This window comes from Streptomyces sp. L7, assembly GCF_050990935.1.
In the GTDB taxonomy this organism is placed as follows: Bacteria; Actinomycetota; Actinomycetes; order Actinomycetales; family Microbacteriaceae; genus Leifsonia.
Genome location: NZ_CP194644.1, coordinates 2,149,756 through 2,172,954 on the forward strand (window position 1 = coordinate 2,149,756; position 23,199 = coordinate 2,172,954).

At 70.0% G+C, this 23,199-nt stretch carries 21 protein-coding genes and 2 pseudogenes; 3 read left to right on the forward strand and 20 right to left on the reverse strand.

Annotation, left to right across the window (positions count from 1 at the left end; genetic code table 11):
• Positions 1-11: 11 nt before the first annotated feature.
• From ACR5MH_RS10760 to ACR5MH_RS10815, 12 genes and pseudogenes are all read right to left on the reverse strand, one after another.
• Positions 12-956, reverse strand: coding sequence for a ketopantoate reductase family protein (locus tag ACR5MH_RS10760; RefSeq protein WP_431349390.1), 945 nt, complete (start codon positions 954-956; stop codon positions 12-14).
• Positions 953-1,813: an alpha/beta fold hydrolase gene (locus tag ACR5MH_RS10765; RefSeq protein WP_431349391.1), complete on the reverse strand. Its 861-nt coding sequence runs from the start codon at positions 1,811-1,813 to the stop codon at positions 953-955. The genes ACR5MH_RS10760 and ACR5MH_RS10765 overlap by 4 nt, the downstream gene beginning before the upstream one ends.
• Positions 1,814-1,946: 133 nt before the next feature.
• Positions 1,947-3,533, reverse strand: a pseudogene (locus tag ACR5MH_RS10770) (DUF885 domain-containing protein); the annotation flags it as partial.
• A gap of 30 nt (positions 3,534-3,563) precedes the next feature.
• A complete protein-coding gene (locus ACR5MH_RS10775) occupies positions 3,564-4,277 on the reverse strand; it encodes an SDR family NAD(P)-dependent oxidoreductase (protein ID WP_431347198.1) in 714 nt (237 codons plus the stop codon).
• The gene (locus ACR5MH_RS10780) at positions 4,264-5,163 is read right to left on the reverse strand and encodes a MurR/RpiR family transcriptional regulator (RefSeq protein WP_431347199.1); all 900 of its coding nucleotides are present in this window, start codon (positions 5,161-5,163) and stop codon (positions 4,264-4,266) included. Before ACR5MH_RS10780 ends, ACR5MH_RS10775 begins: the two co-directional genes overlap by 14 nt.
• Positions 5,164-5,215: 52 nt before the next feature.
• Positions 5,216-6,136: an isoaspartyl peptidase/L-asparaginase family protein gene (locus tag ACR5MH_RS10785; protein WP_431347200.1), complete on the reverse strand. Its 921-nt coding sequence runs from the start codon at positions 6,134-6,136 to the stop codon at positions 5,216-5,218.
• A complete protein-coding gene (locus ACR5MH_RS10790) occupies positions 6,136-6,972 on the reverse strand; it encodes a M55 family metallopeptidase (protein WP_433861743.1) in 837 nt (278 codons plus the stop codon). The genes ACR5MH_RS10785 and ACR5MH_RS10790 overlap by 1 nt, the downstream gene beginning before the upstream one ends.
• A complete protein-coding gene (locus ACR5MH_RS10795; RefSeq protein WP_431347201.1) occupies positions 6,969-7,976 on the reverse strand; it encodes an ABC transporter ATP-binding protein in 1,008 nt (335 codons plus the stop codon). The genes ACR5MH_RS10790 and ACR5MH_RS10795 overlap by 4 nt, the downstream gene beginning before the upstream one ends.
• Complete coding sequence (locus ACR5MH_RS10800; RefSeq protein ID WP_431347202.1) at positions 7,973-8,965, reverse strand: ABC transporter ATP-binding protein; 993 nt, start codon at positions 8,963-8,965, stop codon at positions 7,973-7,975. The genes ACR5MH_RS10795 and ACR5MH_RS10800 overlap by 4 nt, the downstream gene beginning before the upstream one ends.
• A gap of 1 nt (position 8,966) precedes the next feature.
• Positions 8,967-9,851 carry an ABC transporter permease gene (locus ACR5MH_RS10805; protein WP_431347203.1) on the reverse strand — a complete coding sequence of 295 codons (885 nt, stop codon included), beginning with the start codon at positions 9,849-9,851 and terminating at the stop codon, positions 8,967-8,969.
• Positions 9,848-10,807 carry an ABC transporter permease gene (locus ACR5MH_RS10810; protein ID WP_431347204.1) on the reverse strand — a complete coding sequence of 320 codons (960 nt, stop codon included), beginning with the start codon at positions 10,805-10,807 and terminating at the stop codon, positions 9,848-9,850. The genes ACR5MH_RS10805 and ACR5MH_RS10810 overlap by 4 nt, the downstream gene beginning before the upstream one ends.
• A gap of 63 nt (positions 10,808-10,870) precedes the next feature.
• A complete protein-coding gene (locus ACR5MH_RS10815; RefSeq protein ID WP_433861744.1) occupies positions 10,871-12,427 on the reverse strand; it encodes an ABC transporter substrate-binding protein in 1,557 nt (518 codons plus the stop codon).
• A gap of 131 nt (positions 12,428-12,558) precedes the next feature.
• On the opposite strand from ACR5MH_RS10815, the gene ACR5MH_RS10820 reads away from it, so the two are divergent.
• Positions 12,559-13,065 carry a GNAT family N-acetyltransferase gene (locus ACR5MH_RS10820; RefSeq protein ID WP_431347205.1) on the forward strand — a complete coding sequence of 169 codons (507 nt, stop codon included), beginning with the start codon at positions 12,559-12,561 and terminating at the stop codon, positions 13,063-13,065.
• Positions 13,066-13,089: 24 nt separating this feature from the next.
• Here ACR5MH_RS10820 and ACR5MH_RS10825 read toward each other — a convergent pair whose 3' ends face one another.
• Positions 13,090-13,488 carry a hypothetical protein gene (locus ACR5MH_RS10825; RefSeq protein WP_431347206.1) on the reverse strand — a complete coding sequence of 133 codons (399 nt, stop codon included), beginning with the start codon at positions 13,486-13,488 and terminating at the stop codon, positions 13,090-13,092.
• A gap of 475 nt (positions 13,489-13,963) precedes the next feature.
• Between ACR5MH_RS10825 and ACR5MH_RS10830 the strand changes: the two genes are divergently transcribed.
• Positions 13,964-14,257, forward strand: coding sequence for a hypothetical protein (locus tag ACR5MH_RS10830; RefSeq protein WP_433861745.1), 294 nt, complete (start codon positions 13,964-13,966; stop codon positions 14,255-14,257).
• Positions 14,258-14,275: 18 nt separating this feature from the next.
• Here the strand turns inward: ACR5MH_RS10830 and ACR5MH_RS10835 are convergent.
• The 7 genes and pseudogenes from ACR5MH_RS10835 to ACR5MH_RS10865 form a co-directional block, all read right to left on the reverse strand.
• Positions 14,276-15,738: pseudogene (locus ACR5MH_RS10835) on the reverse strand (aldehyde dehydrogenase (NADP(+))).
• Positions 15,739-15,772: 34 nt separating this feature from the next.
• On the reverse strand, positions 15,773-16,837 hold the full coding sequence (locus tag ACR5MH_RS10840; protein WP_433861746.1) for a mandelate racemase/muconate lactonizing enzyme family protein: 1,065 nt from the start codon (positions 16,835-16,837) through the stop codon (positions 15,773-15,775).
• Positions 16,834-17,601 (reverse strand): 5-dehydro-4-deoxyglucarate dehydratase, encoded by a 768-nt coding sequence (locus ACR5MH_RS10845; protein ID WP_433861747.1) that lies wholly within the window; start codon positions 17,599-17,601, stop codon positions 16,834-16,836. Before ACR5MH_RS10845 ends, ACR5MH_RS10840 begins: the two co-directional genes overlap by 4 nt.
• Positions 17,602-17,737: 136 nt before the next feature.
• Positions 17,738-18,640, reverse strand: a complete 903-nt coding sequence (locus ACR5MH_RS10850) for an NAD-dependent epimerase/dehydratase family protein (RefSeq protein ID WP_433861748.1) — start codon at positions 18,638-18,640, stop codon at positions 17,738-17,740.
• Positions 18,637-20,010 (reverse strand): Gfo/Idh/MocA family protein, encoded by a 1,374-nt coding sequence (locus tag ACR5MH_RS10855; RefSeq protein ID WP_431347211.1) that lies wholly within the window; start codon positions 20,008-20,010, stop codon positions 18,637-18,639. Before ACR5MH_RS10855 ends, ACR5MH_RS10850 begins: the two co-directional genes overlap by 4 nt.
• Before the next feature lie 13 nt (positions 20,011-20,023).
• Positions 20,024-20,938 (reverse strand): carbohydrate ABC transporter permease, encoded by a 915-nt coding sequence (locus tag ACR5MH_RS10860; RefSeq protein WP_431347212.1) that lies wholly within the window; start codon positions 20,936-20,938, stop codon positions 20,024-20,026.
• 39 nt (positions 20,939-20,977) lie between these two features.
• Positions 20,978-21,919, reverse strand: coding sequence for a carbohydrate ABC transporter permease (locus ACR5MH_RS10865; protein ID WP_431347213.1), 942 nt, complete (start codon positions 21,917-21,919; stop codon positions 20,978-20,980).
• Positions 21,920-22,099: 180 nt separating this feature from the next.
• On the opposite strand from ACR5MH_RS10865, the gene ACR5MH_RS10870 reads away from it, so the two are divergent.
• Positions 22,100-23,104: a LacI family DNA-binding transcriptional regulator gene (locus ACR5MH_RS10870; protein ID WP_431347214.1), complete on the forward strand. Its 1,005-nt coding sequence runs from the start codon at positions 22,100-22,102 to the stop codon at positions 23,102-23,104.
• The last annotated feature ends 95 nt before the right edge of the window (positions 23,105-23,199 follow it).

Below are 23,199 nucleotides of genomic sequence, written 5' to 3' on the forward strand. Positions count from 1 at the left end.
GGAGGGTACTCCTACCGGGCCACGAAGGCGGCGAGCTCGTCCAGGTTGGCCGCCTCGCACACCCGCTTGCCGTCCTCGATGTCGTGGATGAGCTCGCCCACTTTGCGGAAGATCGGACCGTCGATGTCGCGGAGCATCTCGTCGATCTCGGTCTTGCGCTTGCGAACCGCGAGGTCGCGGTAGATGCCGCTGTGCGTCTTGGCGCTGCGCCGGTTGAACGCGGCGAGGCGGTCGAGGGAACCGTCGAGGTCACCCGGGACGAAGCCGTCGAAGCTCTCGACGCGCACGGGCGCCTGGGCCAGCACCTCTTTCGCGATCGCGATCATCACCGGCCGGTATGCCGGGTGCTCCAGCGTCTCGGCGATCGAAAGGTCGGAGACGGCACCAGCCCAGAGCATCGCGCCGTAGGCCTCCTTGCCCCACAGGTAGCCGAGGACGTTGTCAGTGGGCTCGGCGTACGGCAGCGCGGCCGCGAGCGCCCGGACGCGCGGCGTGATCTCGCCTCCGGCCAACTCGCCGATGCGGAAGGTGGCGATGTTGCCCTGCATGATCCGGCCGGGCCCCATCACGTCGGCGCCGAAGTTGACGAAGCTGGACACGACGCGGTCCGCGCCGAGCGCACCGGTGAGGATGTCGGCGGTGAGCCCGTTCTGCACGGTGAGGACATAGCCGTCCGCCGCGAGTCGCGGCGCGAGCAGATCGGCGACCTGGCGGGTGTGGTGGCTCTTGACCGCCACGATCGCTCGGTCGAGGGAATCGGGCAGATCCTCCGGGAGGATCGCGGGAACCTGGACGGTCAGCTGGTTGACCGGTCCTTCGATCCGCAGGCCCTGTTCGTTGATCGCCGCGACGTGGGCCGGGTCTGCATCGCAGAGCGTGACGTCGTGACCGTCCACGGTCATCAGGGCTCCGATGGTGCCGCCGATCGCGCCGGCGCCGATGATGTGCATCCTCATCGGGCGACCTCCATCCGCTCCGCAGGGACCGCCCGGTCGAGGAACGCGCGGAGCACGCGCTGGAACTCCTCTGCCTCCTCGACCTGGGGCGAGTGGCCCGATTTCTCGAAGATCACCAGCTCCGCTCCGGGGATGAGGCGCGCGATGGTCTCGGCGGAGCTGACCGGGGTCACCCAGTCCTTCCGGCCGACGGTGACCAGGGTCGGGACCGAGATCGACGGAAGGGCCGGTTTGAGGTCGTACTCGGGCCAGTTCTTCTGGAAGCACCAGTTGTGCGACTCGTGCCGGTAGAAGCCGGCCTCCACCCGTGCGGCCGAGCGCTCGGGGTCGTACTCGAAGTCGTAGAGCGGGATGAGACCGGCCCAGCACGCCTTCAGGTCGGCGTCGTCGCGGATGCGTCCACCCCAGTAGCGCTCGAAGTCGTCCCAGTTCAGCTCGACACGGTCCTGGGTGCGGGCGTTCTCGAAGGCGAGTTCGAGGTTGCTGCCGTCGGCCGAGGTGTCGCGCAGGATGATCGCCGAGACCCGCTCGGGATACGCGACGGCGTACTCGAGGGCGATGAAGCCGCCGTATGAGCCGCCGGCGACCACGACCTTCTCGGCTCCAGCCCATTCGCGGATGGCGTCGACGTCGGCCGCCCACTGGGCGTGCGAGTACGGCGGCACGCCTTCGCTGACCCCGCAGCCACGCGCGTCGAAGACGATCACCCGGAACCGGTCGGCGAGCGGACCGAAGGTGGCCCGTGGCTCCGCGAGGGAGCCGATTCCTCCCCCGCCGTGGTGGGCGATCAGCACGGGGCCGTCCTCCGGCCCCATGACTTCGACATTGAGCCTGCATCCGTTGATCGTGACGTTCACGCGGGGGTTCCTTCCGGGAGGGTCGAGCCGAGCCGGTCCTGCCAGCGCTGCAGAGCGCCGGCGAGGACCGAGAGGGGACGGCGCCGTTCTCGAGGACGGCGCCGTGGAAGCCGGACAGCGAGAACCGCTCCCCGAGCTGCGCCTGGGCGGCGCCGCGCAGGCGGACGATCTCCTGTCGGCCGATCATGTAGGCGAGAGCCTGGCCGGGCCACGCGATGTAGCGGTCCACTTCGTTGCGCACGTTCGCGGCCGTGGTGACGGTGTTGTCCCACATGAACCGCATCGCCCGCTCGCGGGACCAGCCGAAGTGGTGGATGCCGGTGTCGATCACCAGCCGGCAGGCGCGCAGGGCGGAGAAGGACAGCATCCCGAGCCGCTGCAGGTCGTCGGAGTAGAGCCCCATCTCGTCGGCGAGTTGCTCGGCGTAGAGGCCCCAGCCTTCGATGAACCCGCAGAGCTCGGTGTCGAGGTGGCGTCGATAGCGCGGGATGTCGAGCGTCTGGGCCGTCGCGAGTTGGAGGTGGTGGCCGGGCGTCGACTCGTGGAAGGCGAGTGCCTCGTATTCGTAGCTGTAGCGGCTGGCCGGGTCGGTGGTGAGCAGGCAATGGGCGCCCGGCCGGCTGCCGTCCTCCGCCGGGGGCCGGTAGTAGGCCAGGGCGGTGTGCTCGGCGTCGACCGGGTTGATCTCCTCGATGACGCAGTCCGCGATCTCGAACGGAGGGAAGAAGGCACCGCGTGCCGCCTCGGCCCGGGCCAGCGCGCCTTCGGCCACGTCGATGATCTGCTCACGGGTGCGGAAGCGGAGCGCCGGATCCTCGCGCAACCGGGTGCGGATCTCGGCGAAGTCGCCGGTCCCGAGCGCCCGCCGCCCGATGGATTGCCAGCGGCCGCTCAGCTCGTCCAGGATGTCGAGGCCGATCCGGTGGATCTCCCCGGGCTGCAGGGCGGTGGTCGTGTGCCGACGGACCGCGTCGCGGTAGATCTCCTCGCCGCCGCGGACGTGCTGGATGCCGACGGACTCGTCGTTCCTTGCGCCGGGGAGGACGTCCTCGCGCAGCCGGGCGGCGAGTGCGAGCATCGCGGGCCGGATGTCCTCGGCGACGATGCGCGATGCTCGCTCCGCCGCCGCTCCGCCGGCCCCGGTGCGGGTGGGGGCGAGCAGTACGTCCCGGTCGAGCGGGAGCGCCGCGTAGTCCTCCAGCTGCTGGACCGCGTGCCGGATGCCCACGGCCGTCGAGACCCGGCCGCGCGCGGTCTCGACGGCGTACCGCTCACCGAGGGCGGTGAGGGAGGCGGCGATCCCGGACATCCGGCAGAGATAGCGCTCGGCGCCGTCCGCGTCGACGATGGTCATCGCTGGGACGGCCTGGAAGACCAGGGCCTGCCTGCTCACATAACTCTTCGCCGAGGCGTTGGCGGCCCACTGGGCGTGATGCGCGTCGCGCTCCGCACCCCAGGTCAGGACGGAGAGCACGTCGTGGTCGATCCGCTCGGCCTCCGTGAGAGTGTCCGTCTCGAGCTCGCTCAGCTCGCGCGCGATGACGGAGAAGTCCGCCGCCGCCTGCTCGCTCGCCTCGGCCGACGGGTCGTTGCTGAGGTGGTCGAACTCCTGCAAGCCGAGCAAGGTCGCGCTGTAAGGGTCGTAGGTGTGCTGGGCGGTGAAGTACCGCTCGCCCAGCGTCGTGAGGCGTTCGGAGGGAGAGTGCGCGGAGGCGGCCATGTGCGTCCTTACTGTGAGGCCGGGGAGGGTTCAGAACAGCGAGTGGCCGCCGTCGATGGAGAGCACCTGGCCGCTGATCCAGCTCGCGGCGGGCGACGCGAAGAACCGGACGCCGCGGGCGATGTCCGCGGGCTCTCCGACCCGGCGCGTGGCGATGCGTTCGACCAGGGCGCGCTGGCCCTCCTCGCCGTAGCTCTCCCACTGTGCGCGGGAGCTGGGGTTGGAGAGCACGAAGCCGGGGGCGATGGCGTTGACGGTGATCCCGAACGGACCGAGCTCGTGCGCAAGCTGCCGGGTGAGGCCGAGCTGTGCGGCCTTCGCGGTGGTGTAGGCCTGGATGCCGGTGAGGCTGACGCTGCGGCCCGCGCCGGAGGAGATGGTCACGATCCGGCCGAAGCCGTTCGCCTTCATCCTCCCGGCTGCGGCCCGCGAGCAGTGGAACATCGTCTGCAGGTTGGCCGAGAGCACCGCGGACCAGTCCGCCTCGCTGAGCTCGTCGACCGGCGTGTGGGTCTGCCCGACGACGCCCCCCGCGCTGTTGACGAGGATGTCGACGGCGGGCAGCGCAGCGAAGAACTCGTCCACTTCCCCGGCGTCGGACAGGTCGGCCGTGTCGCGATCGACGCCGACGACGGTCGCGCCGGCCGCGGCCAAGTCGTCGGCGATCGCCTGCCCGATGCCCTGGGCCGTTCCCGTGACGACGGCGGTGAGGCCGTCGAACTCGGGTGATTCAGTGTTCGTCATCTTCTTCGTCCCGGTAGTCGCTCGCGCGGAAGGCGCGATGGATGTGGACCTTCTCCTCCCACTGCCGCATGCGCTCGATGGCGCGCGTGCCCGTGCGGTGGAAGACTCCCTCGACCAAGGCCTCGACCAGCACCGTCAGGGCGGCGAAGGAGTCGAAGGGGATGCCGTCGACCGAGACCGGCAGCACGACGTCGGCGTCCTCGGCGCTCGGTGAGAGGAACTCGTCGGTGATGACGATGACCTTCGCCCCGTTCTCCCGGGCGAGCTCGGCCACTTGCTTGCTGGCGAGCTCGTAGCGGCGCAGGTCGAAGATGATCGCCACCGAGTCCTTGCGCATCGCCAGGTACTTGCCGATGTCGCGGCTCAACGGCTCGGCCGCGAACTCGACGCCCGGTATCAGCTGGTCGAGCTGCATTGCGAGGATCTCGGCCACGAAGCGCGAGAAGTAGCCGCCGGAGACCAGAACGGAGCGCGGCTTGGAGCCGAGAACCTCCACGGCGTGCTCGAACTCGCCGGGCGGGATGGTCGAGAACAGTCGCTCCACCAGTTCCGCCCGCTGCGCGACCGAGCGGTGGAACAGGCTCTGCTCCCCGTCTTCGCCCTGGCCGCCGTCGACCGCGCCCTGCTGGGCGCGGTGCACCGGTGCGTTGAGCTGGTGCGACACCTCGGCGCGCAGGCGACTCTGGAACGCGGCATAGCTGCCGATGTCGAGGCGCCCGATCAGGCGCAACACGGTGGGCGTGCTGCAGCCGGCCGTCCGTGCCAGAGCAGCCGCACTGGCGAGGCCGGCGCTCGGGTAGTCCGCCAGGAGCGCCCTCGCCGCCTTGCGCTCCGCCGGGCTGAGCTGGTCCATCCGGGCGAATATCTCGTCCTTGATCGCGGTCATCGTCTCTCCCCGTCCTGTTCTGAGCCGCCGTCGGGCCGGCGTGGTCTCAGTATCACGCGAGCGTCACCCTCCCGCCGGGAGCGCGGTACGCCGCGAACATCGCGGGTGAGTTGTGGGCGACGATCAGCCGGCCGTCCGCGCCGACGGCGATGATGCCGCCGCGCGCGTCGCGGCTGTCGAGCTCGGACTCGATGGTCCCCGCGACCGCCGTCACGAGGCCCTGACCGCCGTAGCTCATCCGGGCGAAGATGTCGTGGGCGACCACCCCCTCGATGAACGACTCGCCCTCGCCGGTGCAGGAGACGGCGACGTAGCCGTCCCTCGCGTACGTGCCGGCGCCGACCACCGGGGTGTCCCCGATCCGGCCGTCGCTCTGGTTCACCATTCCGCCCGTGGAGGTCGCTGCCGCGAGACGTCCGGCGCGATCGACTGCGACCGCCCCGACCGTACCGTGGCGCGATGCTGCGAGACGCCGAGCCTGGACGTTGGCGAGCTGCTGCTGCCGCGCCTCGGTCACGAAGTAGTCCGGGAGTTCCCGACGGAGTCCCCAGTCGTCGAGCAGTTCGGCGGACGGCGAGACCAGGAGGACGTGATCGGACTCCTCGAGCACCGCCCGGGCCACGCGGACGGGGTTGCGGGCCGACCGGGAGGCGGCGATGGCGCCGGCGTGACCGTCGCCGGTCATCACGCAGGCGTCGAGCTCGGCCGCTCCCGTCGCGGTCAGCGCGGCGCCGCGGCCGGCGTTGAACAGCGGGTTGTCCTCCAGTCGGACGACGGTCTCGCACACGGCGTCCAGCGCGGAGCCGCCCGCAGCGAGTACGGCTTCGCCGGCTGCGTGTGCCTCGGCGAGGCCGTGCTCGTAGAGCCCGTGTGCTTCCAGGGAGAGCTCTTCGACGCGGCCGCCCGCCCCGCCGTGCAACACGAGTGCGTAGCCGTCCGGACCCGGAGCGACGTCGATGATGGTTGTCGGCATCAGCGGCCGCCTGCCTGGCGGGTGATGTAGTTGACGGCGACGAAGGATTCGAAGATCCGCAGCAGATCGTCGCCCTCGATGCGCACCGAACGTTCGGACAGCCGCTCGGCGCCCTTCGCCCAGGTGGCCACCTCGGCCATGTCGCCCGTCTGCATCTCCAGGTCCAGCGTCGCCGGCCGGCGGATGCCCGGGCGGCGCACCGAGCCGGTGGACACCGCGCGGACGGCGCGCTCCGCACCTTCCCGGATCAGGGCGCAGGACTCGGCCGGGTGCAGACTCGTGGCACTGAAGCGGGTGATCGACTCCTTGGTGGTGATGTTCACGGCGTCCTGGGCGAAGGGGCGGGTCTCCTCCTGGACGACCGCGTCCCCGGAGAGGAAGGCGATCGGGACGGAGAAGTGGTCGGCCACGAGGGCGTTGATGCCGCTCTCCCCCACCTCGACGCCGTTCACAGCCGCCCGGGTGAACACCTCCGGGTTGTAGGTGTGCGACAGCGTGGACGGCCGTCCGGAGATGGACCCGTGGTAGCCGACGAAGAAGATCGCGTCGAAGCTGCCGTCCAGCCCCTGCATCATGTATCGCGGCTTGTGCCGGCCGGAGATGTAGCGCGCGTTGCCCGCGATGGCGCGCGGGTCCAGGTTGGCCATGCGGCTGTGCGAGTCGTTGAGCACGATCTCCGTCGCTCCGCCCGCGATGGCGCCCTCGATGGCCGCGTTCACCTCGCCGAGCAGCAGCTCGCAGCCGAGTGCGTACGACGGTCCGCTGCCCGGGCGGCACTGGTCCCAGTCGACGATCCCGGCGACCCCCTCCATGTCGAAGGACATCCAGATCTTCATTGCTTCTCCTGTTCCGTTGCCGCCGAAGCGATGGGCGGCAGTTCCGATGAGTGGATGCAGGCGGCCTCGTGCCCGTCGGCGACGCTCAGCAGTGGCGGGTCTGCCGTCGAGCACGCGGTCGTCGCGAAGGCGCAGCGCGGGGCGAACCGGCACCCGGCCGGTATGTCGAAGGGGCTCGGAGGGTCGCCGTCGAGCGTGCGCCGGTCGTTCGAGCTCCCCGGCGTCATCCGCGGGATCGAGTCGATCAGTGCGCGGGTGTACGGGTGCCGCGGGTTCGAGAACAGCTCGTCGGTGTCGGCGACCTCGACGATCCTGCCGAGGTACATCACCGCCACCCGCTGGCTCAGGTGCTGCACCACGGCCAGGTTGTGGGCGACGAAGAGGATGCTGAGCCCGAGGTCGCGTCGCAGGGTCGCGAACAGCTCCAGGATCGTCGCCTGCACCGAGACGTCGAGCGCGGAGACCGGCTCGTCGGCGATCAGCACTTCGGGCCGCACGGCGAGCGCCCTCGCGATCGCGAGCCGCTGGCGCTGGCCTCCCGAGAACTGGCTCGGGTAGGCGTCGAGCGCGCTCTCGTCGAGCCCGACCTGGTTCAGCAGCCGGATGCTCTCCGCCGTGACCTCGGAACGCGGGACGATCCGGTGCAGGAGCAGCAGCTCGCGCAGCATCGCGCGCACGCTCAGCCGCGGGTTGAGCGACGAGTACGGGTCCTGGAAGACCATCTGGACCCGCTGTGCGGCCCGTCGCCCGCGCAGAGCGCCGCCGGCATCGGTGTCGCCGTCGAGCGAACCGCTCGTCGGCCGCAGGCTGCCGACCAGGATCTTCGCGAGCGTCGACTTGCCGGACCCGGACTCGCCGACGAGCGCCAGGATCTCCCCGCGACGCAGTTCCAGGTGGACTCCGTCGAGAGCCGTGAGCCTGCTGCGCGCGGCCCGCTGCCACGGCAGGCCGCCGCCGAGGTCGTAGGTCTTGGTGACGTCCGCCGCGCGGAGCACGGCGCTCATGCCGTCTGCTCCAGCAGCCGCGCGGACTCGAAGCACGCCACGTCGTGGCCCGCCTCGGCCCGCTCCAGAGCCGGGGACGCGGCCGAGCATCCCGGCTGGGCGAACGCGCAGCGCGGGGCGAAGGCGCATCCTGGAGCGCGGCGTGCCACGTCGGGCGGGAACCCCGGGATGGCCACGAGCGAGCGCTCCGGTCGGTCGAAGTCGGGGGCGGAGGCCAACAGGCCCGCAGAGTACGGGTGCCGCGGCCGTCGGAAGACGCTCTCGACTGCCCCGGTCTCCACGATCCGCCCGGCATACATCACCGCCAGGGCGTCGCAGGTCTGGTTGACCACGGCCAGGTCGTGCGTGACGAAGACCAGCGAGGCGCCGACTTCGCCGCACAGCTCCTCCAGCAGGCGAAGCACCTGATGCTGGACCGTCACGTCGAGCGCGGTGGTCGGCTCGTCGCAGAGCAGCAGCTTCGGTGTGCAGGACAGCGCCATCGCGATCATCGCGCGCTGCCGCAGCCCGCCGGACAGCTCGTGCGGGAACGCCCGCGCGCGCCGAGCGGGGTCGGGGACCCCCGTCCGGGCGAGCATGGCCACGGCTTGCTCCCACGCGGCCGTCTTGGACATTCCGAGATGGCGGCGGGCGCCCTCCGCGATCTGGTCCCCCACCCGGACCACGGGGTTCAGCGCGGTCATGGGCTCCTGGAAGATCATGGCGATCTCCGGGCCCATGAGGGCGCGGCGGGCGGAGGCGGTCATGGTCGCGAGGTCCGTGCCGCGGTAGCGGATGCTGCCGCCGAGGACCTCGACACCGCGCGGAAGCAGCCCGGCGATGGCGCGCAAGGTCATCGACTTGCCCGAGCCGGACTCGCCCACGACGCCGAAGCGCTCGCCTGCGCCGACGGCGAAGGAGACTCCGTCGACGATCGCCGTGGGCGGCCGGGAGCCGTGTCGGATCCCGATCGTGAGATCCGAGACCTCCAGGAGTGTTGCGTCGGACACGCTACTTCCGCCTTTCCGGGTTGAGCAGATCGGAGAGTCCGTCGCCGAGCCAGGACATCCCGAGGCTCACGACGACGACCATCAGGCCCGGGATGGTGGACTGCTCCCAGTGGGTGGTGATGAACTCCTGGCCGTCGAGGATCATCGACCCCCACTCCGGTGTAGGCGGCGCGATGCCGAGCCCGAGGTAGCCGAGCGTGACGATGGCCATGATGTCCATCACGACGTCGCTGGTGCCGTAGATGATCGCCTGCGAGAGCACGTTCGGGCCGATGTGCCGCACGAGGATCCGCGTGTCGGACATCCCCCCGAGCTTGGCCGCCGCCACCCAGTCCTGCCGTTTGGCCACCAGCACCTCACCGCGCACGATCTTGGCGTAAGACACCCAGGAGACCGCGGCGATCGCCAGGTAGATGCTCGCCTCGCCGGTGCCGAGCACGAAGACGAGCACTATCACCATCACGTAGAACGGGAAAGCGAAGAAGATGTCGACGATGCGCATCACGACCGCGTCGAACCAGCCGCCGAAGTAACCGGCGAGCCCGCCGAGAGTCGAACCGATGACGAAGGGGATGATGACCGCGAGGAACCCGATCCGCAGGTCGACCCGTGCGCCCCAGATCAGGCGCGAGAGCACATCCCTGCCGTACTTGTCGGTGCCCAGCCAGTGCGCGGGGCCGGGGCTGGCGAGCGCGTTCTCCAGATCCTGCTTGATCGGGTCGTAGGGCGCGATCACCGGGGCGAGGATCGCCATCAGGATCAGCAGCCCGATGACGACGATCCCGGCCATGAGCGAGCGGTTGCGGTACCAGGGCTTGAGCGCGCGGGAGCGTGACGTGCGCCTGCGGGTCTGCAGCCGGTCGAGGACGGCGGTCGGCGTGCTCATGCTGCCACCTTCGCGCTGAGGTCGACCCGCGGGTCGAGCAGGGTGTAGACGACGTCCGTGAGGATGCCGACGACGACGACGAACAGGGCCACGAAGAGCGCGACGCCCTGGATGGTCGGGAAGTCCCGGCTGAAGATCGCGTTGATCATCAGGGAACCGAGCCCGGGGAGGGCGAAGACCTTCTCGATCACCAGCGACCCGCCGACGAGATAGCCGAGGTTGACACCGAGGATCGAGACGGTGGGGATCGCGGCGTTGCGCAGCACGTGTCCACGGAAGAGCGGGAAGCCGGCGGCGCCCTTCGACCGCGCCGTCGCGATGTACTCGGAGCCGAGCACCGAGATCGTCGACGCACGCAGGCTCCGGATGATCGTCGGCGACATCGCGATCGCGAGCGTCAGAGCCGGAAGCGCGAGGTAGTACACGTGGTCGAGCGGGGTCTCACCGAATCCGCCGACCGGGAAGATGCGCAGGTTCACCGCGAACAGCAGGATCAGCATGATCCCCACCCAGAACTGCGGCATCCCCTGCCCGAGCAGCGTGTACACCCTGACCCCGAAATCCCGCGCCCGGTCGGGGGCGGAGGCCGCGAGTGCCGAGAGCGGGATGCTGATGGCCAGGCAGAGCACGACGGCGAACAGCAGCAGCGAGAGCGTCACCGGGATCGCTCCGAGCACCAGCCCGGCCACCGGCTGCTGATAGGTCAGGCTCGTGCCGAGGTTCGCCTGCAACAGCCGGCCGAGGAAGAGGAAGTACTGCGTCCAGATCGGCTGGTCCAGTCCGAGTTGCTCGCGGAGTGCGGCGACGCGGGCGGGCGTGGCGTGCTCGCCGAGGATCGCGACGGCGGGGTCGCCCGGCAGCAGGTGCGCCATGAAGAACACCAGCAGGGTGACTCCGAGAATCACCGGCACGGCCTGGAGCAGACGCGCTGGTACGAAGCGCAGACGGTGGAGCATCTCGCACCTTCCGTGGGAGAGAGTGGGGGCGGAGCGCGCACAGGTGCGCTCCGCCCCGGCTTGTCACTTGGTCTTGTAGATATCTTCGACGTGATAGTTGCCGAGCGGCGTCACGTGGAAACCCTTGACCTTGTCGGTCGCCGCGTAGGCGTACGGCGAGTAGTAGGTGTATGCGAGGAAGGCATCCTGGCCGGTCAGCTTCTGCAGCTCGGAGTAGAGCTGCTGGCGCTTCGCCGTGTCGATCTCCTGCTGCGCCTGCTTGTTCAGCGCGATCACCTGAGGGTTGTCGTAGAAGGTGAAGGCCGACTTCGCTCCGCCGTTCGGGTCGACTGCGAACGTGGTCCACTCGTCGGGGTCGGGGATATCCATCGTCCACGCCGAGAGGGTCATGTCGAAGTCGGACTTCAGCCTCGCCTGCTTGTTGGCCGTCGGATCGAGCTGGGTGATCGTGACCGCGATGCCGAGCTTCTTCAGCTCGGACTGGAGGATCTGCGCGACCGACGCCTGGTTCGCGTCGCCGGAGCGGATCAGGAGGCTCGTGCTGAACCCGTTGGGCACGGACGACTTGGCCATCTCGGCCTTCGCCTGGGTGGGGTCGTAGGTCGGCCCTCCGGCGTTCTTGTCGTAGAACGGCGTGCCGGGCGAGAGCAGCGAGTTCGCCGCGGTCCCGTTGCCGAACAGCACCGCCTTGACCAGCGCCTGCCGGTCGATCGAATACGCGATGGCGCGGCGCACGTGCACGTCGTTGAACGGCGCGCGCTGCTGGTTGAAGGCGACGTAGTCGATCTGGGTGGAGGGGAAAGCGCTGGCGACGATGCCCGGCGTGCTCTTCAGCGAGGCGAAGCTGGACCAGTCCGGCGTGTCGTCGATGTCGATCTGGCCGCCCTGGAGCTGCAGCTTGCGCGTGTTCGCGTCGGGGACCACGTTCCAGGTGACGCTGTCGAGCGACGGCTTTCCCGCCTGCCAGTAGTGCGTGTTCTTGACGAGCTTGAGGTACTGGCCCTTCTTCCACTCGCCCCACGCGAACGGCCCGGTGCCGACCGGCGCCTGGTAGAACTGATCGGCTGTCTTGCCGCCGTAGTTGGCCGGGACGATGGCATTGCTGAACAGCGAGAGATCGGCGATCAGCGGGGCCCAGGCGTACTTCAGCTTGATCGCAACGGTCTGGTCGTCGACGACGGAGACGTTGTCGATCGCGGCGTTGATGTAGCCCCATCCGGTGTCGGCGGTCGCGCTGTCGGCGTCGATGGAGAACTTGACGTCCTTGGCGGTCATCGGGGTCCCGTCCGAGAACGTGACGCCCTTCCGTAGTTTGATCGTGTATGTGAGCTTGTCGGGCGAGACCGTGTAACCGGTCGCGAGCAACGGCTTCACCGTCGAGCCGTCGTCACTGACCGTGAAGAGCGGCTCCATGATCTGCTCGAAGGTGAAGATCGACGGATTGTCGAATGTGGTCGTGTTGTTCATCGACACGGCGTCGGCCGGCCGGGCGATCACAAGATCGCCGCCCTTGACGGGCGTCGAACTGGTGGATGCCCCACCACCGGCACTGCATCCTGCGAGGACCAGCGCAACGGCGCCGGCGAGCGTCATGACTCCGACGCGCGTGAATCTCTTCATCGACTTTCCCTACTCTGCTCCTGCACCCGCGTGGTGCGGTTGTGGCGTTGGTCAACTTTGTACCAAATAGAACAGAAATGCAACAGACAGTTCAGATTGTTATGTTCATTACAAGTAGTTAGCCTGGATTCGTGATAGCGCTCCGCCTGTTCCGGAAATGCGACTTCGAGCTCATGCGCTCGTGGGCCCCGACTCCGGAGGATGTCTTCCTGTTCTCGGGATCTGAGAAGAACTGGCCGTTGAGCGACCGCCTCCTCGAGAGCTGGGCCTCATCCAGCTCGCGCCGGGCGTGGACGTGCGTCATCGAGGCCGAGAGCGCTGCCATCGGCCACATCGAGGTCGTGACCGTCGGCCCGGGTCACGGGCAGTTGGCCCGCGTTCTGCTCGCCCCCGAACGACGGGGCTCCGGGCTCGGCCGGGCGATGGTGTCCGCGGCGATCGACGACGCAGTCCGGAGTGGCATGAGGACACTCGACCTCAACGTCATCGACGGCAACCAGGCCGCGCTGGCCACATACCGGGGGCTCGGCTTCACCTCGCTCGGCCCGAACCCCGACCACCCGGGCATGACGCGAATGCGCCTCGTTCTCGAGACCGGAGCACCGTGCCGACCAGAGGGCGCGACACCATCCCTGTGACGAAGGAACGGTCCGCCGCCGTTCTCAGAATCGAACAGCGACGCGTTGCACCGCCTCGCTCGGGCCGCAGACGTCGTCGACGCTCTCGATCACGGCTCGCGACACTTCTCGCGTGCCGGTGCGCTCCGAGACGAGGAGGCGGAGTCGATCGCTGACAGCGATCCTGGTCGACTGGTAGTCGGCGAGGACGTCTTCGGTCTCAGAAAGCCAGGTGACGTCGGCGAGTTCGGCTGCGCCGGGAGTCGACGCCGCGGACTTCGCCAGAGTCGACAGCGCGTGGTGTCCGGCGGATGTCAGGTGTGAACAAACTCGCGCGTGCCCGCTTCGTGAAACAACGCCGCTTTCACCCTGTGCCACCGCCCCTCCGCTCGAGATCGCCACGACGAGGAGTCCCGTCAGGACGACAGCGACTGCGTGTTTCATTTCTCACCCTCCCCCGTGGAAGCGTGCGCCGGGCTCGCATACCCGGCGCACGCCGAGTCACAGGTGCGAGAGCGGAGGAACATTGCACTGAATCTCGACTCACAGCGTGAGCAAACTCGATGTTGCCCGGTGACCCACGCGGCCAGGCCGCGCACTGAGACGATTCCGGTTCTGCGTGAGCATGACGCGTGAGCGCTCGCGGATTCTGCGATGGGGCGATGTGAGGGTTCGCTCACGGCCGCGGAGTCAGCCGTGATGCTCGGATCCGTCCCGGCCCCCGCCCGGAGGCCTCACGTCATAGTCACCGCCCGTCACGCTCTCTCCACTGCCGGCACAGATCACCCCGCCTGTGCCGGCCGCGGCCTGCACGGCCTGCGCGCGGGGCGTCCGGAGAAATACGGGTACGTCGGACGCCCCGCAAACCCGCGTCTCGCGTCTCCTCGGCGGCGCGCCCGGCAGAGCGAGAAGAAGAACGATGGCATCGACGGACGCACTGGCTCCCTCCCCTGACACCCACTGGCTACCGCCCGCCGAGCGTTCGGTCCTGTTCACGGCGCGGAAGAACGCGCTTGTCGGCTATGCGGCCGGCGTCGTCCAGTTCGCCGTGTGCCTTGCACTCGTTCTTGCGAGCCGATCATCGCAATTCGGTGCGGTCACGGGCCTTCCGTCGGTCGGGGCCGGCATCGTGTTCTGGATCGGTTTGTGCGGTGCGACTATCGCGGTAGGTGGTTCGATCCTGCTCGCAACGGCGACGCGGTTGCCGCGGTGAGTCGGTCAGCGGCCTCACTCACGCGGGAAGCCGCAGCACCCCGTCCACCCTCCGCGGGATGCCGAGTGGGTTGTCCTCCCGTAACTCCGGCGGCAGCACGACGTCCGGCGCGTCCTGGTACGCGATCGGTCGCTGGAACCGGCGGACGGCCGTCGCCCCGACCGAGGTGTGCTGGGAGGTCGTCGCCGGCCACGGGCCGCCGTGATGCTGCGACCAGGCGACCGCGACGCCCGTCGGCCAGCCGTCGAACAGGAGCCGGCCCGACCGAGCGCCGAGAACCTCCACGAGGTCCGCGATGTCCTCCCCGGCTCGGCGTGGATCGTCGCGGTGAGCGAGCCGTCAACGCGAGGGAGCGCAGCAAGCACACCCTGGGCGGTGTCGTACCGCACGAGCAGGGTGACCGGGCCGAAGACCTCAGCGCCGAGCACCTCGTGATGGGCCACGAAGTGGTCCAGGCCCACCGCGTAGACGGCGGGCGCAGGCGACTCGGTTCCGCCTCCCCCGGCGAGGAGCCGGACACCGGGGACGGCCGCGAGCCGGTCGACCCCAGCGCGGAAGCCGCGGTCGATGGCGTCGGTGAGGAGGCGGTGCGGCACTGCGCCCACCTGGGCGGGCAGGGCGGCCTCCAGTGCCGACCCGCTCGGCACGAACACGAGGCCCGGCTTGGTGCAGAGCTGTCCGGCGCTGCCCTGGAACGAGGCCGCCAGGCCGGCGGCCAGCGCCTTCCCCCGTGCGGCGTCGGCGGCCGCCGTGACGACGACCGGGTTGACGCTGCCGAGCTCGCCGAAGAACGGGATCGGCTCCGGCCGTGCCGCCGCGCGATCCGCGAGCGCGCGGCCGCCGGCCACCGATCCGGTGAACGACGCCGCCGCGACCAGGGGGTGCTCGATCAGCTCGATTCCGACCGCACGCGACGAGCCGTCCTCGGTGGCTCCGACCAGGCCGAAGAGGCCCTCCGGCGCCCCGGCCTCCCGCAGCGCGTCGACGACCAGCTCCGCCGTCCGCGCCGAGAGCCGGGGATGTCCGGAGTGCGCCTTCACGACGACCGAGGCCCCCACGGCGAGCGCCGACGCCGTGTCGCCGCCCGCGACGGAGAACGCGAACGGGAAGTTGGAGGCCGCGAACACCGCCACCGGGCCGACCGGCCGCAGCATGCGGCGCAGGTCGGGGCGCGGTGGCACGGCCGACCGAGCCGCGTGGTCGATGGCCGCCTCGACGTACGAGCCCTCCTCGACCACCGCTGCGAACATCCGGAGCTGGTTCGTGGTGCGGGCCACCTCACCGCTGAGCCGGGCCTCGGCGAGACCGGTCTCGGCCGTGGCGAGGGCGACGAGTTCGCCGCTCGCCGCGTCGAGGCGGTCCGCGACGGCGCGCAGCCAGTGGGCGCGGTCGCCGGGCGTGCTGCGCGCGCTGGTACGGAAGGCCACGGCGGCCGCCCGGACGACGCAGTCCACCTCGGTGGTGGTGAGAGTGTCGGTCATTTCGCTCCTCGGAAGGCTCGTGGTCGATTGGTGGTCAGCGGAAGCGCAGCCCCAGGCCCCGTGTCGCGCCGCCCTTCGCGACGCCGTGCTCGATCACGACCCCGCTCGGCTCGGTCAGGGCGCCGAGGTCGGCGAATCCGGCGTCCTCCACCACCTCCACCAGGGTCGGCTGCGGCAGCGCGAAGGCGAGCTGCGCGGACAGCTCGGGCAGCAGGTGGAATGCGGCCCCGGCGCCGGAGGACGCCGCCAGCTCGGCGATGCGCAGGGCGGGCGTGATGCCGCCGACGCGGACGATGTTGGGTTGCACGACGTCCACGGCGCCGCTGTCGAGGTATTCGGCGAACCGGTGGACGGTGTGCAGGTTCTCGCCGAGAGCGATCCGCACGCCCGTGCGACGGCGCAGTTCCGCGTGACCGCGCAGGTCCTCGGCGCGCAACGGCTCCTCCAGCCAGGCGATCCGCACGGGTTCGAAGGCCTCGACCGCGCGCACCGCCCGGTCGAGGTCCCAGCGCTGGTTGGCGTCCACCATCAGCGCCCGGTCCGGCCCGATGACCTCGCGGACGGCCATCAGACGCTCGAGGTCTTCGGCCAGGTCGGGCTTGCCGACCTTCACCTTCACACCGTCGAACCCGGCCGCGGTCCAGCGGGTGGCCTGTGCGGCGAGCTCGTCCAGCGAATAGTGGAGGTTGACCCCGCTTCCGTACGCCGGCAGGGCGTCATGCCGGCGGCCGAGCAGATCGATCACCCCGCGGCTGTCACGGCGGGCGGCGAGATCCCAGAGCGCCAGGTCGAGGCCCGCGAGCGCGATCGTCGTGACCCCGCCGCCACCCGCCTCATGCAGGTGAGCCCACGACTCATCCCACCAGCTCGGCTCGGCGGGACGGCCGCTCGCGAACCTCGCCAGGTCGGTGTCGATCAGCGCCTGCACGGCGGTGCCGCCGATCGAGGGGGTCCACGAGAAGCCGTACCCCTGCTGCCCGCTCACGTCGGCGACCACCACCTCGATGACGCGCACGTCGGTCACGTCGGCGCCCCACGGCCGCCGCAACGGGATGGTGATCAGGCGGGTCCGGATGCTCGCGATGCCCGGCACGCTCACAGCGCGTCCCGCCCGGCGGCGAGCAGCTCGCGCAGCCGCGCGGTCTGCTCCGGCGTCGGGTCGGTGAGCGGCGCGCGCACCGGGCCGACATCCAGCCCCGCCAGCCGCAGCCCGGCCTTGATCAGCGACACGGCGAACCCGGGCGTCTCGTCGCGCAGCCGCACGAACGGCACGAAGAACCGGTCGAGCAGGAGGCGCTGCCGCGCTCCGTCCCCGGCGCGGTAGGCCTCGAACCAGGCAGTGGCGATGTCGGGCGCCATCGCGAACACTGCGGACGAATAGAGCGGGACCCCGATGGACCGGTACGCCGCCTGGCTGACCTCGGCGGTCAGCAGCCCGTTGAAGAAGAGCAGCTCGCGACCCGCGCGCTCGGCCGCGAGCACGAACCGCTGTGCGAGCGCGATGTCGCCGACGCCGTCCTTGATCCCGGCGACCTGCGGGAGGTCGAGGAGCCGGTCCACGGTCGGCTCGGTCAGCGCGGCGTTGCCGCGGTGGTAGACGATGAGCGGCAGCTCCGTCGCATCGGCGAGGGCCTCCACATAGCGGAGCAATCCGGCCTGCGGCGCCTGCACCAGGTACGGCGGCATGACGAGCAGCCCCGTGGCACCGCGCGCGGCGGCGGCGACGGCGGCCTCGCGCGCATGGCCGAGCGGTCCGCCCACCCCTGCGAGCACCGGGACGGCGCCGGCCGTGGCCGCGACGGCCGTGCCGACCACGGCCTCGACCTCGCCGGCGGAGAGGGCGTGATACTCCCCGTGCCGCACGCGGCGAACACGCCCGCGGCGCCCGCCATGACGCCGGAGGCGACATGCTCGGCCAGCAGCGCGTGGTCGATCCGGTCGGCCCGGTCGAACGGCGTCACGGGGAAGAACAGCACCCCGTCGCCGAATTCCAGGGCGGTCATGCGGACAGCTCCTTCCGGTCGTCCAGCTCGGTGCGCCAGCTTCGACGTGCCCGCCAGCCCAGCAGGCGCTGCGCGCGCCCGCTCGAGAAGACCGGGTCGGTCGGGCCGAGCCGCCCCGCCAGTCCGGCGGTCTCGGGCACGAGCCGGGGCAGCGCCTGCGCGACCGGCCCGGAGACCAGGGAGTCCCCGGCGCCGACGAAGAACACCGTGCCGTTCGGCGCGGCGTCCGGCTGGGTCAGCCAGGCGAGGACGAACTCGCCCGCGTCGCGGGCGTCCACGTAGTTGAACAGCGACACCGCCGCGAGCGACGGGTCGTCCAGCCGCTCCCGGATGCTGTGGCCCTGCTGTGTCGGTGCGCCGTCCCACTCCTCCGGCGCGATGACGAAGCAGGGGCGGAAGACACCGAGCCGGAGCGGGGTGCCCGCGCGGACCCGCGCCGCGACGAGATCCTCGATGGCGACCTTTGCGAGGGCGTAGGCGTTCCAGGGCGCGACGGGGTGCTCCTCGGTGATCGGAAGCTCCGCCGGCGCCCACCCGCCTGGCGCGTTGTAGCCGATCACGGTCGGGCTGCTGCAGAGCAGCACCGAGCCGACGCCGGCCTCGACCGCGGCCTCGAGCACCGTGAAGGCGAGCGAGGTGTTGGTCTGGAAGATCACATCGTCCGGAGCGCTGAACGGCACGGCGATACCCGCGAGGTGCACGATCGCGTCCGGCGGCGAGGCGGCCAGCACGTCGCGCAGCGCACCGTGCTCGGTCAGGTCGCGCACGAGCTGGGTCGCGGGGAGGTCGTCGACGGCGACCCGGTCGACCGAGACCACGTCGTGGCCGGCTGCGGCGAGCACGGCGACGACACTGCGCCCCAGCCGGCCCGCACCTCCTGTGACGAGATAGCGGCTCATCGCCCCGTGCTCCTGAGTGCGTCGACCCGGAGTGCTTCGGACGCCGGCCCCAGCACGAGATCGGCGGTCTTCACGGCCTGCCCCGTCGCGAGGGACCGGTTGCCGGCGAGCCCGACCGCCATCGAGCGGACACCGTCCGTCCAGGAAGCCGCCCGACCGAGCGGGTCGTGGCCGCCGCCGGCGAAGACCTCGCGCAGCAGCTCCGCGTCCCCACCGCCGTGGCCGCCGGCGGCTTCCGGTATCGGCACGTCGACGGCCGAGCCGAAGTGCTCCTGCACGACGATACGTTCGCCGACGGGCCTTCCGCTCTCCCGGTCGACCCGGTCCGGGTTCGCGCTCGGGTCGACGACCGTGCGGCCGTCCGCGCCGAGAAGCACTGCGCCGCGCTCGACGACGGTGAGCTCCGCGCGGCCCTTCGTCCCGTTCACCCCGACGGTGTAGCCCTCCCAGGGCGAGTGCGCGTTGAGCGAGTAGGACATGGAGGCGCCGCGCTGGTAGTCGACGACCAGCGACAGCGTGTCCTCGATCGTGATCCCCGGGTCGAAGACGTCGCGGTCGCGCAGATAGCCGTCGTGGCCCTCCTGCTCGAGATAGAGCCCGCGCAGCGCCGGGTCCGCGCGCAGGTCGAGGCTGAAGGCGTCGCGCAGCGGCGAGTCGCCCGTCCCGCGCGACGGCCGCGGACCCAGCCCCCGGCGAGCGGCGTTCTCCGCGCCGTAGAAGCGCAGACCTCCGCTCGCGAAGACCCGCGTCGGCGCGTCGGAAAGCCACCAGTTGACCAGGTCGAAGTGGTGCGACGACTTGTGGACGAGCAGGCCGCCGGAGTTCGCCTTGTCGCGGTGCCAGCGCCGGAAGTAGTCCGCTCCATGGGCGGTGTCGAGCAGCCACTCGAAGTGAACCGAAGTGACCTCGCCGATCCGCCCGGACGCGATGACCTCCTTGAGGGCGCTGTTGCGCGGGGAGTACCTGTAGTTGAAGGTCACGGTCACCGACCGGCCGGTGCGCTCGACCGCCTCGGCGATCGCGCGCACGCCGTCCTCGGTCGTGGTGAGCGGCTTCTCCACCACGACGTCGGCTCCGCCCTCCAGCGCGGCGACCACGTAGCCGGCGTGCGTGAAGTCGGGCGAGGTGACGATGACCCGCTCGACGTCGTGCGCCGCGATCGCCGCGGCGAGCTCGGCCGGGGCGAACCGCGCCGGAGCGGCGACGCCCGCGGCGGTCAGCCGCGTCTCGTACCAGTCCAGCCGTCCGGTGTTGGTGTCCGCCCAGGCGACCAGCTCGGCGACATCGGAGTGCGGGCCGGCGATCGCGTCGAGGTACATCTGGGCGCGCGAGCCGGCACCGACCAGCGCGTATCGGATACGGGTGTTCATAGCTCTCTTCCGGTTACTTGTTGCCCGTCGTGCTGATCCCTTTGACCAGGAAGCGCTGGCCGAGCAGGAAGGCGACGAAGAGCGGGACGAGGGAGATCACGGACATGGCGAACATCCCGCCGTAGTCCGAGGTGGACTGCTGGTCGACGAAGCCCTTCAGTGCGACCGACACCGGAAAGACGTTGGTCGTCCGCAGGTAGATCAACGGCCCGAAGAAGTCGCCCCAGGTCCAGATGAAGGTGAAGATCGCCGTCGTCGCCAGCGCGGGCACCATCAACGGGAGCGTGATCTGGACGAACGAGCGCAGGTGACCGGCGCCGTCGATCCGGGCGGCCTCGAAGAGCTCCTTCGGGAGCGCCCGGATGAACTGCACCATCAGGAAGACGAAGAACGCGTCCGTCGCGAGGAACTTGGGCACCACCAGCGGCAGGAACGTACCGAGCCAGCCGAGCTGCTTGAAGATGACGAACTGCGGGACCAGCACCACGTGCATCGGCAGCATGATCGTCCCGAGCATGATGACGAAGAAGAGCGCGCGGAACCGAAAGTTCAGCCGGGCGAAGGCGTAGGCCGCGAGCGAGCAGGAGATCAGATTTCCGATGATCGCGCCCACCACGATGATCGACGAGTTCATCAGGAAGACGCCGAACGGCAGGCCCTGGGATGTCCAGCCCTTCACGTAGTTCTGAAGGGTCAGGTCGTTCGTGACGATGCTGAGGTCGGTGAAGATCGCGTCGTTCGGCTTGAACGAGGAGACCACCAGCCAGATCAGCGGGTAGATCATCACGATGGACAGGGCGATCAGGCCGGTGTGCTTGAGGACCGAGCCCAGCCGGCGGCGGGTGCGCCGCCTCGACGGGCTCTCCCGCTCCGGCAGCGGGGCCGGTGCAGTCAGGGTGGTCGCGGAGGACTCCTGGAGTGCGGTCATCTCACCGGCCTTTCGTCGTCGTGGATGGTGGAGGAGGGCTCAGTCGTCATAGAAGACCCAGAACCGCGAGAGCCAGAAGTTGAGCGCGGTCAGGCCCGCGATGATGACCAGCAGCACCCAGGCCATCGCCGACGCGTACCCCATGTGGAGCTGCGTGAAGGCCTGCTGGTACAGGTACAGCGTGAAGAACATGGTGGAGTCGGACGGGCCGCCGCTGCCTCCCGAGACGATGTACGCCTGCGTGAACGACTGGAACGCGAAGATGACCTGCAGCACCAGGTTGAAGAAGATGATCGGCGTGAGCAGCGGGAAGGTGATGGAGAAGAACCGTCGCGCCTTGCCGGCGCCGTCCATCTGCGCCGCCTCGTAGTACTGCTCGGGGATCTGGCGGAGGCCGGCGAGGAAGATCACCATCGGCGAGCCGAACGTCCAGACGTGCAGGACGATCAACGTCCCGAGCGCCGTGTTCGGGTCGGAGATCCAGCCGGGACCGTCGATCCCGAAGATCGAGAGGAAGCCGTTGACGATGCCATTCTTGCCGAACACCTGTGCCCACAGGATCGCGATGGCCACCGAGCCGCCGAGCAGGCTCGGCAGGTAGAAGATCGAGCGGTAGAACGCGAGCCCGCGCATGCCCCGGTCGAGCAGCACTGCGATGGCGAGCGCGATCACCAGCTGGAGCGGAACGCCGACGCCGACATAGACGAGCGTCACACGTAGCGAGTTCCACAGCCGGTCGTCGCCGAGCATCTGCGTGAAGTTGTCGAAGCCGATCCACTTCGGCGGCTGGAGGAGGTTGTACTTGGTGAACGCCAGGTACAGCGAATACAGCATCGGCCCGATGGTGAAGACCACGACGCCGACCAGCCACGGGGCCAGGAAGGCGTACCCCGCCCTGTTGTCGGTGAAGCGCGGCTTGACCGTTGGACCCTTGCCGCGGGCCGCCAGCGCGACCTTGCGCAGCTCGCCGAGACTGCTCACGAGACCTCCTCGTCCGGACTCCGAGTCGAGAAAGCGTTTTCTCGAAGTGCGTCGATTCTGACGGCTCGACGCGGGGATTGTCAAACGATACGTTTCTCGACGGCGCTAGTGTGGGACCATCCCGAGTGGATGGCGTCTCAACTGGGGAGACGCGGCCGACCCGGGAGGAAGGGCGATCTCATGGCGCGGCGTTCCCGCACGGCGACCATCTCCGAAGTGGCGGCGCACGCCGGCGTCTCGCCGGCGACGGTGTCGCGCGTGATGAACGGAATCTTCCTCGGCGAGCCGGCCGTGGCCGAGCGGGTGCGGGCCTCGGCGCGCGAGCTCTCCTACGAGCCCAGCCACCTGGCACGGTCCCTGGCGCTCGGGCGCACCAAGGCGGTCGCCTTCCTGGTGCCCGACCTCGCCAACCCGACCTTCCAGGAGGTTCTCTCCGGGTTCAGCAAGACGGCGGCGAAGGACGGTTACCGCGCCCTCGTAGCGGACTCGGCCGAGTCCCCCGAGGATGAGGAGCTGCTGGCCACCGAACTCCGCCGACGGACCGACGCGATCGTGCTGTGCGCGCCCCGCATGCCCGAATCCGACCTCCGGCGCCTGTCCGAGGCACTGCAACCGCTCGTCGTCATCAACCGGCCGAGCGCTCTGATCTCGGCGCCGTCGCTCTCCGTGGACTACCAGTCCGGCATCCAGGACCTGGCGCGGCACCTCTACGACCTCGGCCACCGCCGGTTCGCGCTCGTGCTCGGGCCGGAGCGGAGCGTGTCGACGGCGCAGCGACTCCGGGGCATCGAGGAGTTCAGCCGGGCCGCCGGCGACGTGGACGTGACGAACATCCAGGCCGGGGCGAGCCTCGAGGACGGCCTCGACGCCGCTCCGGCGGTCCGCGACTCCGGTGCCACGGCCGCCCTGGCCTTCAACGACCTCGTCGCGATCGGGCTTGTCAACGGACTCGCCGACCTCGGTGTCCGGGTTCCGGAGGACGTCTCGGTGACCGGCTTCGACGACATCCCGTTCGCCCGATTCTGTGCACCTCCGTTGACGACCGCGTCCGTCCCGCACCGGGACCTCGGCGTCGAGGCGTGGCAACGGCTGCGTGCGCTCATCCAGGACGAGCGGCCGGCGCACAACCTCGTCTTCCAGCCGCGTGTGGAGGTCCGCGGGTCGACGGCCGTCGCGCCGGGCTGAGCCCTTCCGGACCCTCGACCGCCTCTCCAGCGTTGACACAGGTGTCGACGCGCTGCTACTTTCACGAGAAAGCGGTTTCTCGTAATCGGTCCGTA

Bases quoted from the DNA above. Each gene is read 5' to 3' on its own strand.
- ACR5MH_RS10760 (WP_431349390.1), bottom strand. From the start codon at position 956: ATGAGGATGCACATCATCGGCGCCGGCGCGATCGGCGGCACCATCGGA.
- ACR5MH_RS10775 (WP_431347198.1), bottom strand. From the start codon at position 4,277: ATGACGAACACTGAATCACCCGAGTTCGACGGCCTCACCGCCGTCGTC.
- ACR5MH_RS10780 (WP_431347199.1), bottom strand. From the start codon at position 5,163: ATGACCGCGATCAAGGACGAGATATTCGCCCGGATGGACCAGCTCAGC.
- ACR5MH_RS10785 (WP_431347200.1), bottom strand. From the start codon at position 6,136: ATGCCGACAACCATCATCGACGTCGCTCCGGGTCCGGACGGCTACGCA.
- ACR5MH_RS10790 (WP_433861743.1), bottom strand. From the start codon at position 6,972: ATGAAGATCTGGATGTCCTTCGACATGGAGGGGGTCGCCGGGATCGTC.
- ACR5MH_RS10795 (WP_431347201.1), bottom strand. From the start codon at position 7,976: ATGAGCGCCGTGCTCCGCGCGGCGGACGTCACCAAGACCTACGACCTC.
- ACR5MH_RS10805 (WP_431347203.1), bottom strand. From the start codon at position 9,851: ATGAGCACGCCGACCGCCGTCCTCGACCGGCTGCAGACCCGCAGGCGC.
- ACR5MH_RS10810 (WP_431347204.1), bottom strand. From the start codon at position 10,807: ATGCTCCACCGTCTGCGCTTCGTACCAGCGCGTCTGCTCCAGGCCGTG.
- ACR5MH_RS10815 (WP_433861744.1), bottom strand. From the start codon at position 12,427: ATGAAGAGATTCACGCGCGTCGGAGTCATGACGCTCGCCGGCGCCGTT.
- ACR5MH_RS10825 (WP_431347206.1), bottom strand. From the start codon at position 13,488: ATGAAACACGCAGTCGCTGTCGTCCTGACGGGACTCCTCGTCGTGGCG.
- ACR5MH_RS10830 (WP_433861745.1), top strand. From the start codon at position 13,964: ATGGCATCGACGGACGCACTGGCTCCCTCCCCTGACACCCACTGGCTA.
- ACR5MH_RS10850 (WP_433861748.1), bottom strand. From the start codon at position 18,640: ATGAGCCGCTATCTCGTCACAGGAGGTGCGGGCCGGCTGGGGCGCAGT.
- ACR5MH_RS10855 (WP_431347211.1), bottom strand. From the start codon at position 20,010: ATGAACACCCGTATCCGATACGCGCTGGTCGGTGCCGGCTCGCGCGCC.
- ACR5MH_RS10860 (WP_431347212.1), bottom strand. From the start codon at position 20,938: ATGACCGCACTCCAGGAGTCCTCCGCGACCACCCTGACTGCACCGGCC.
- ACR5MH_RS10870 (WP_431347214.1), top strand. From the start codon at position 22,100: ATGGCGCGGCGTTCCCGCACGGCGACCATCTCCGAAGTGGCGGCGCAC.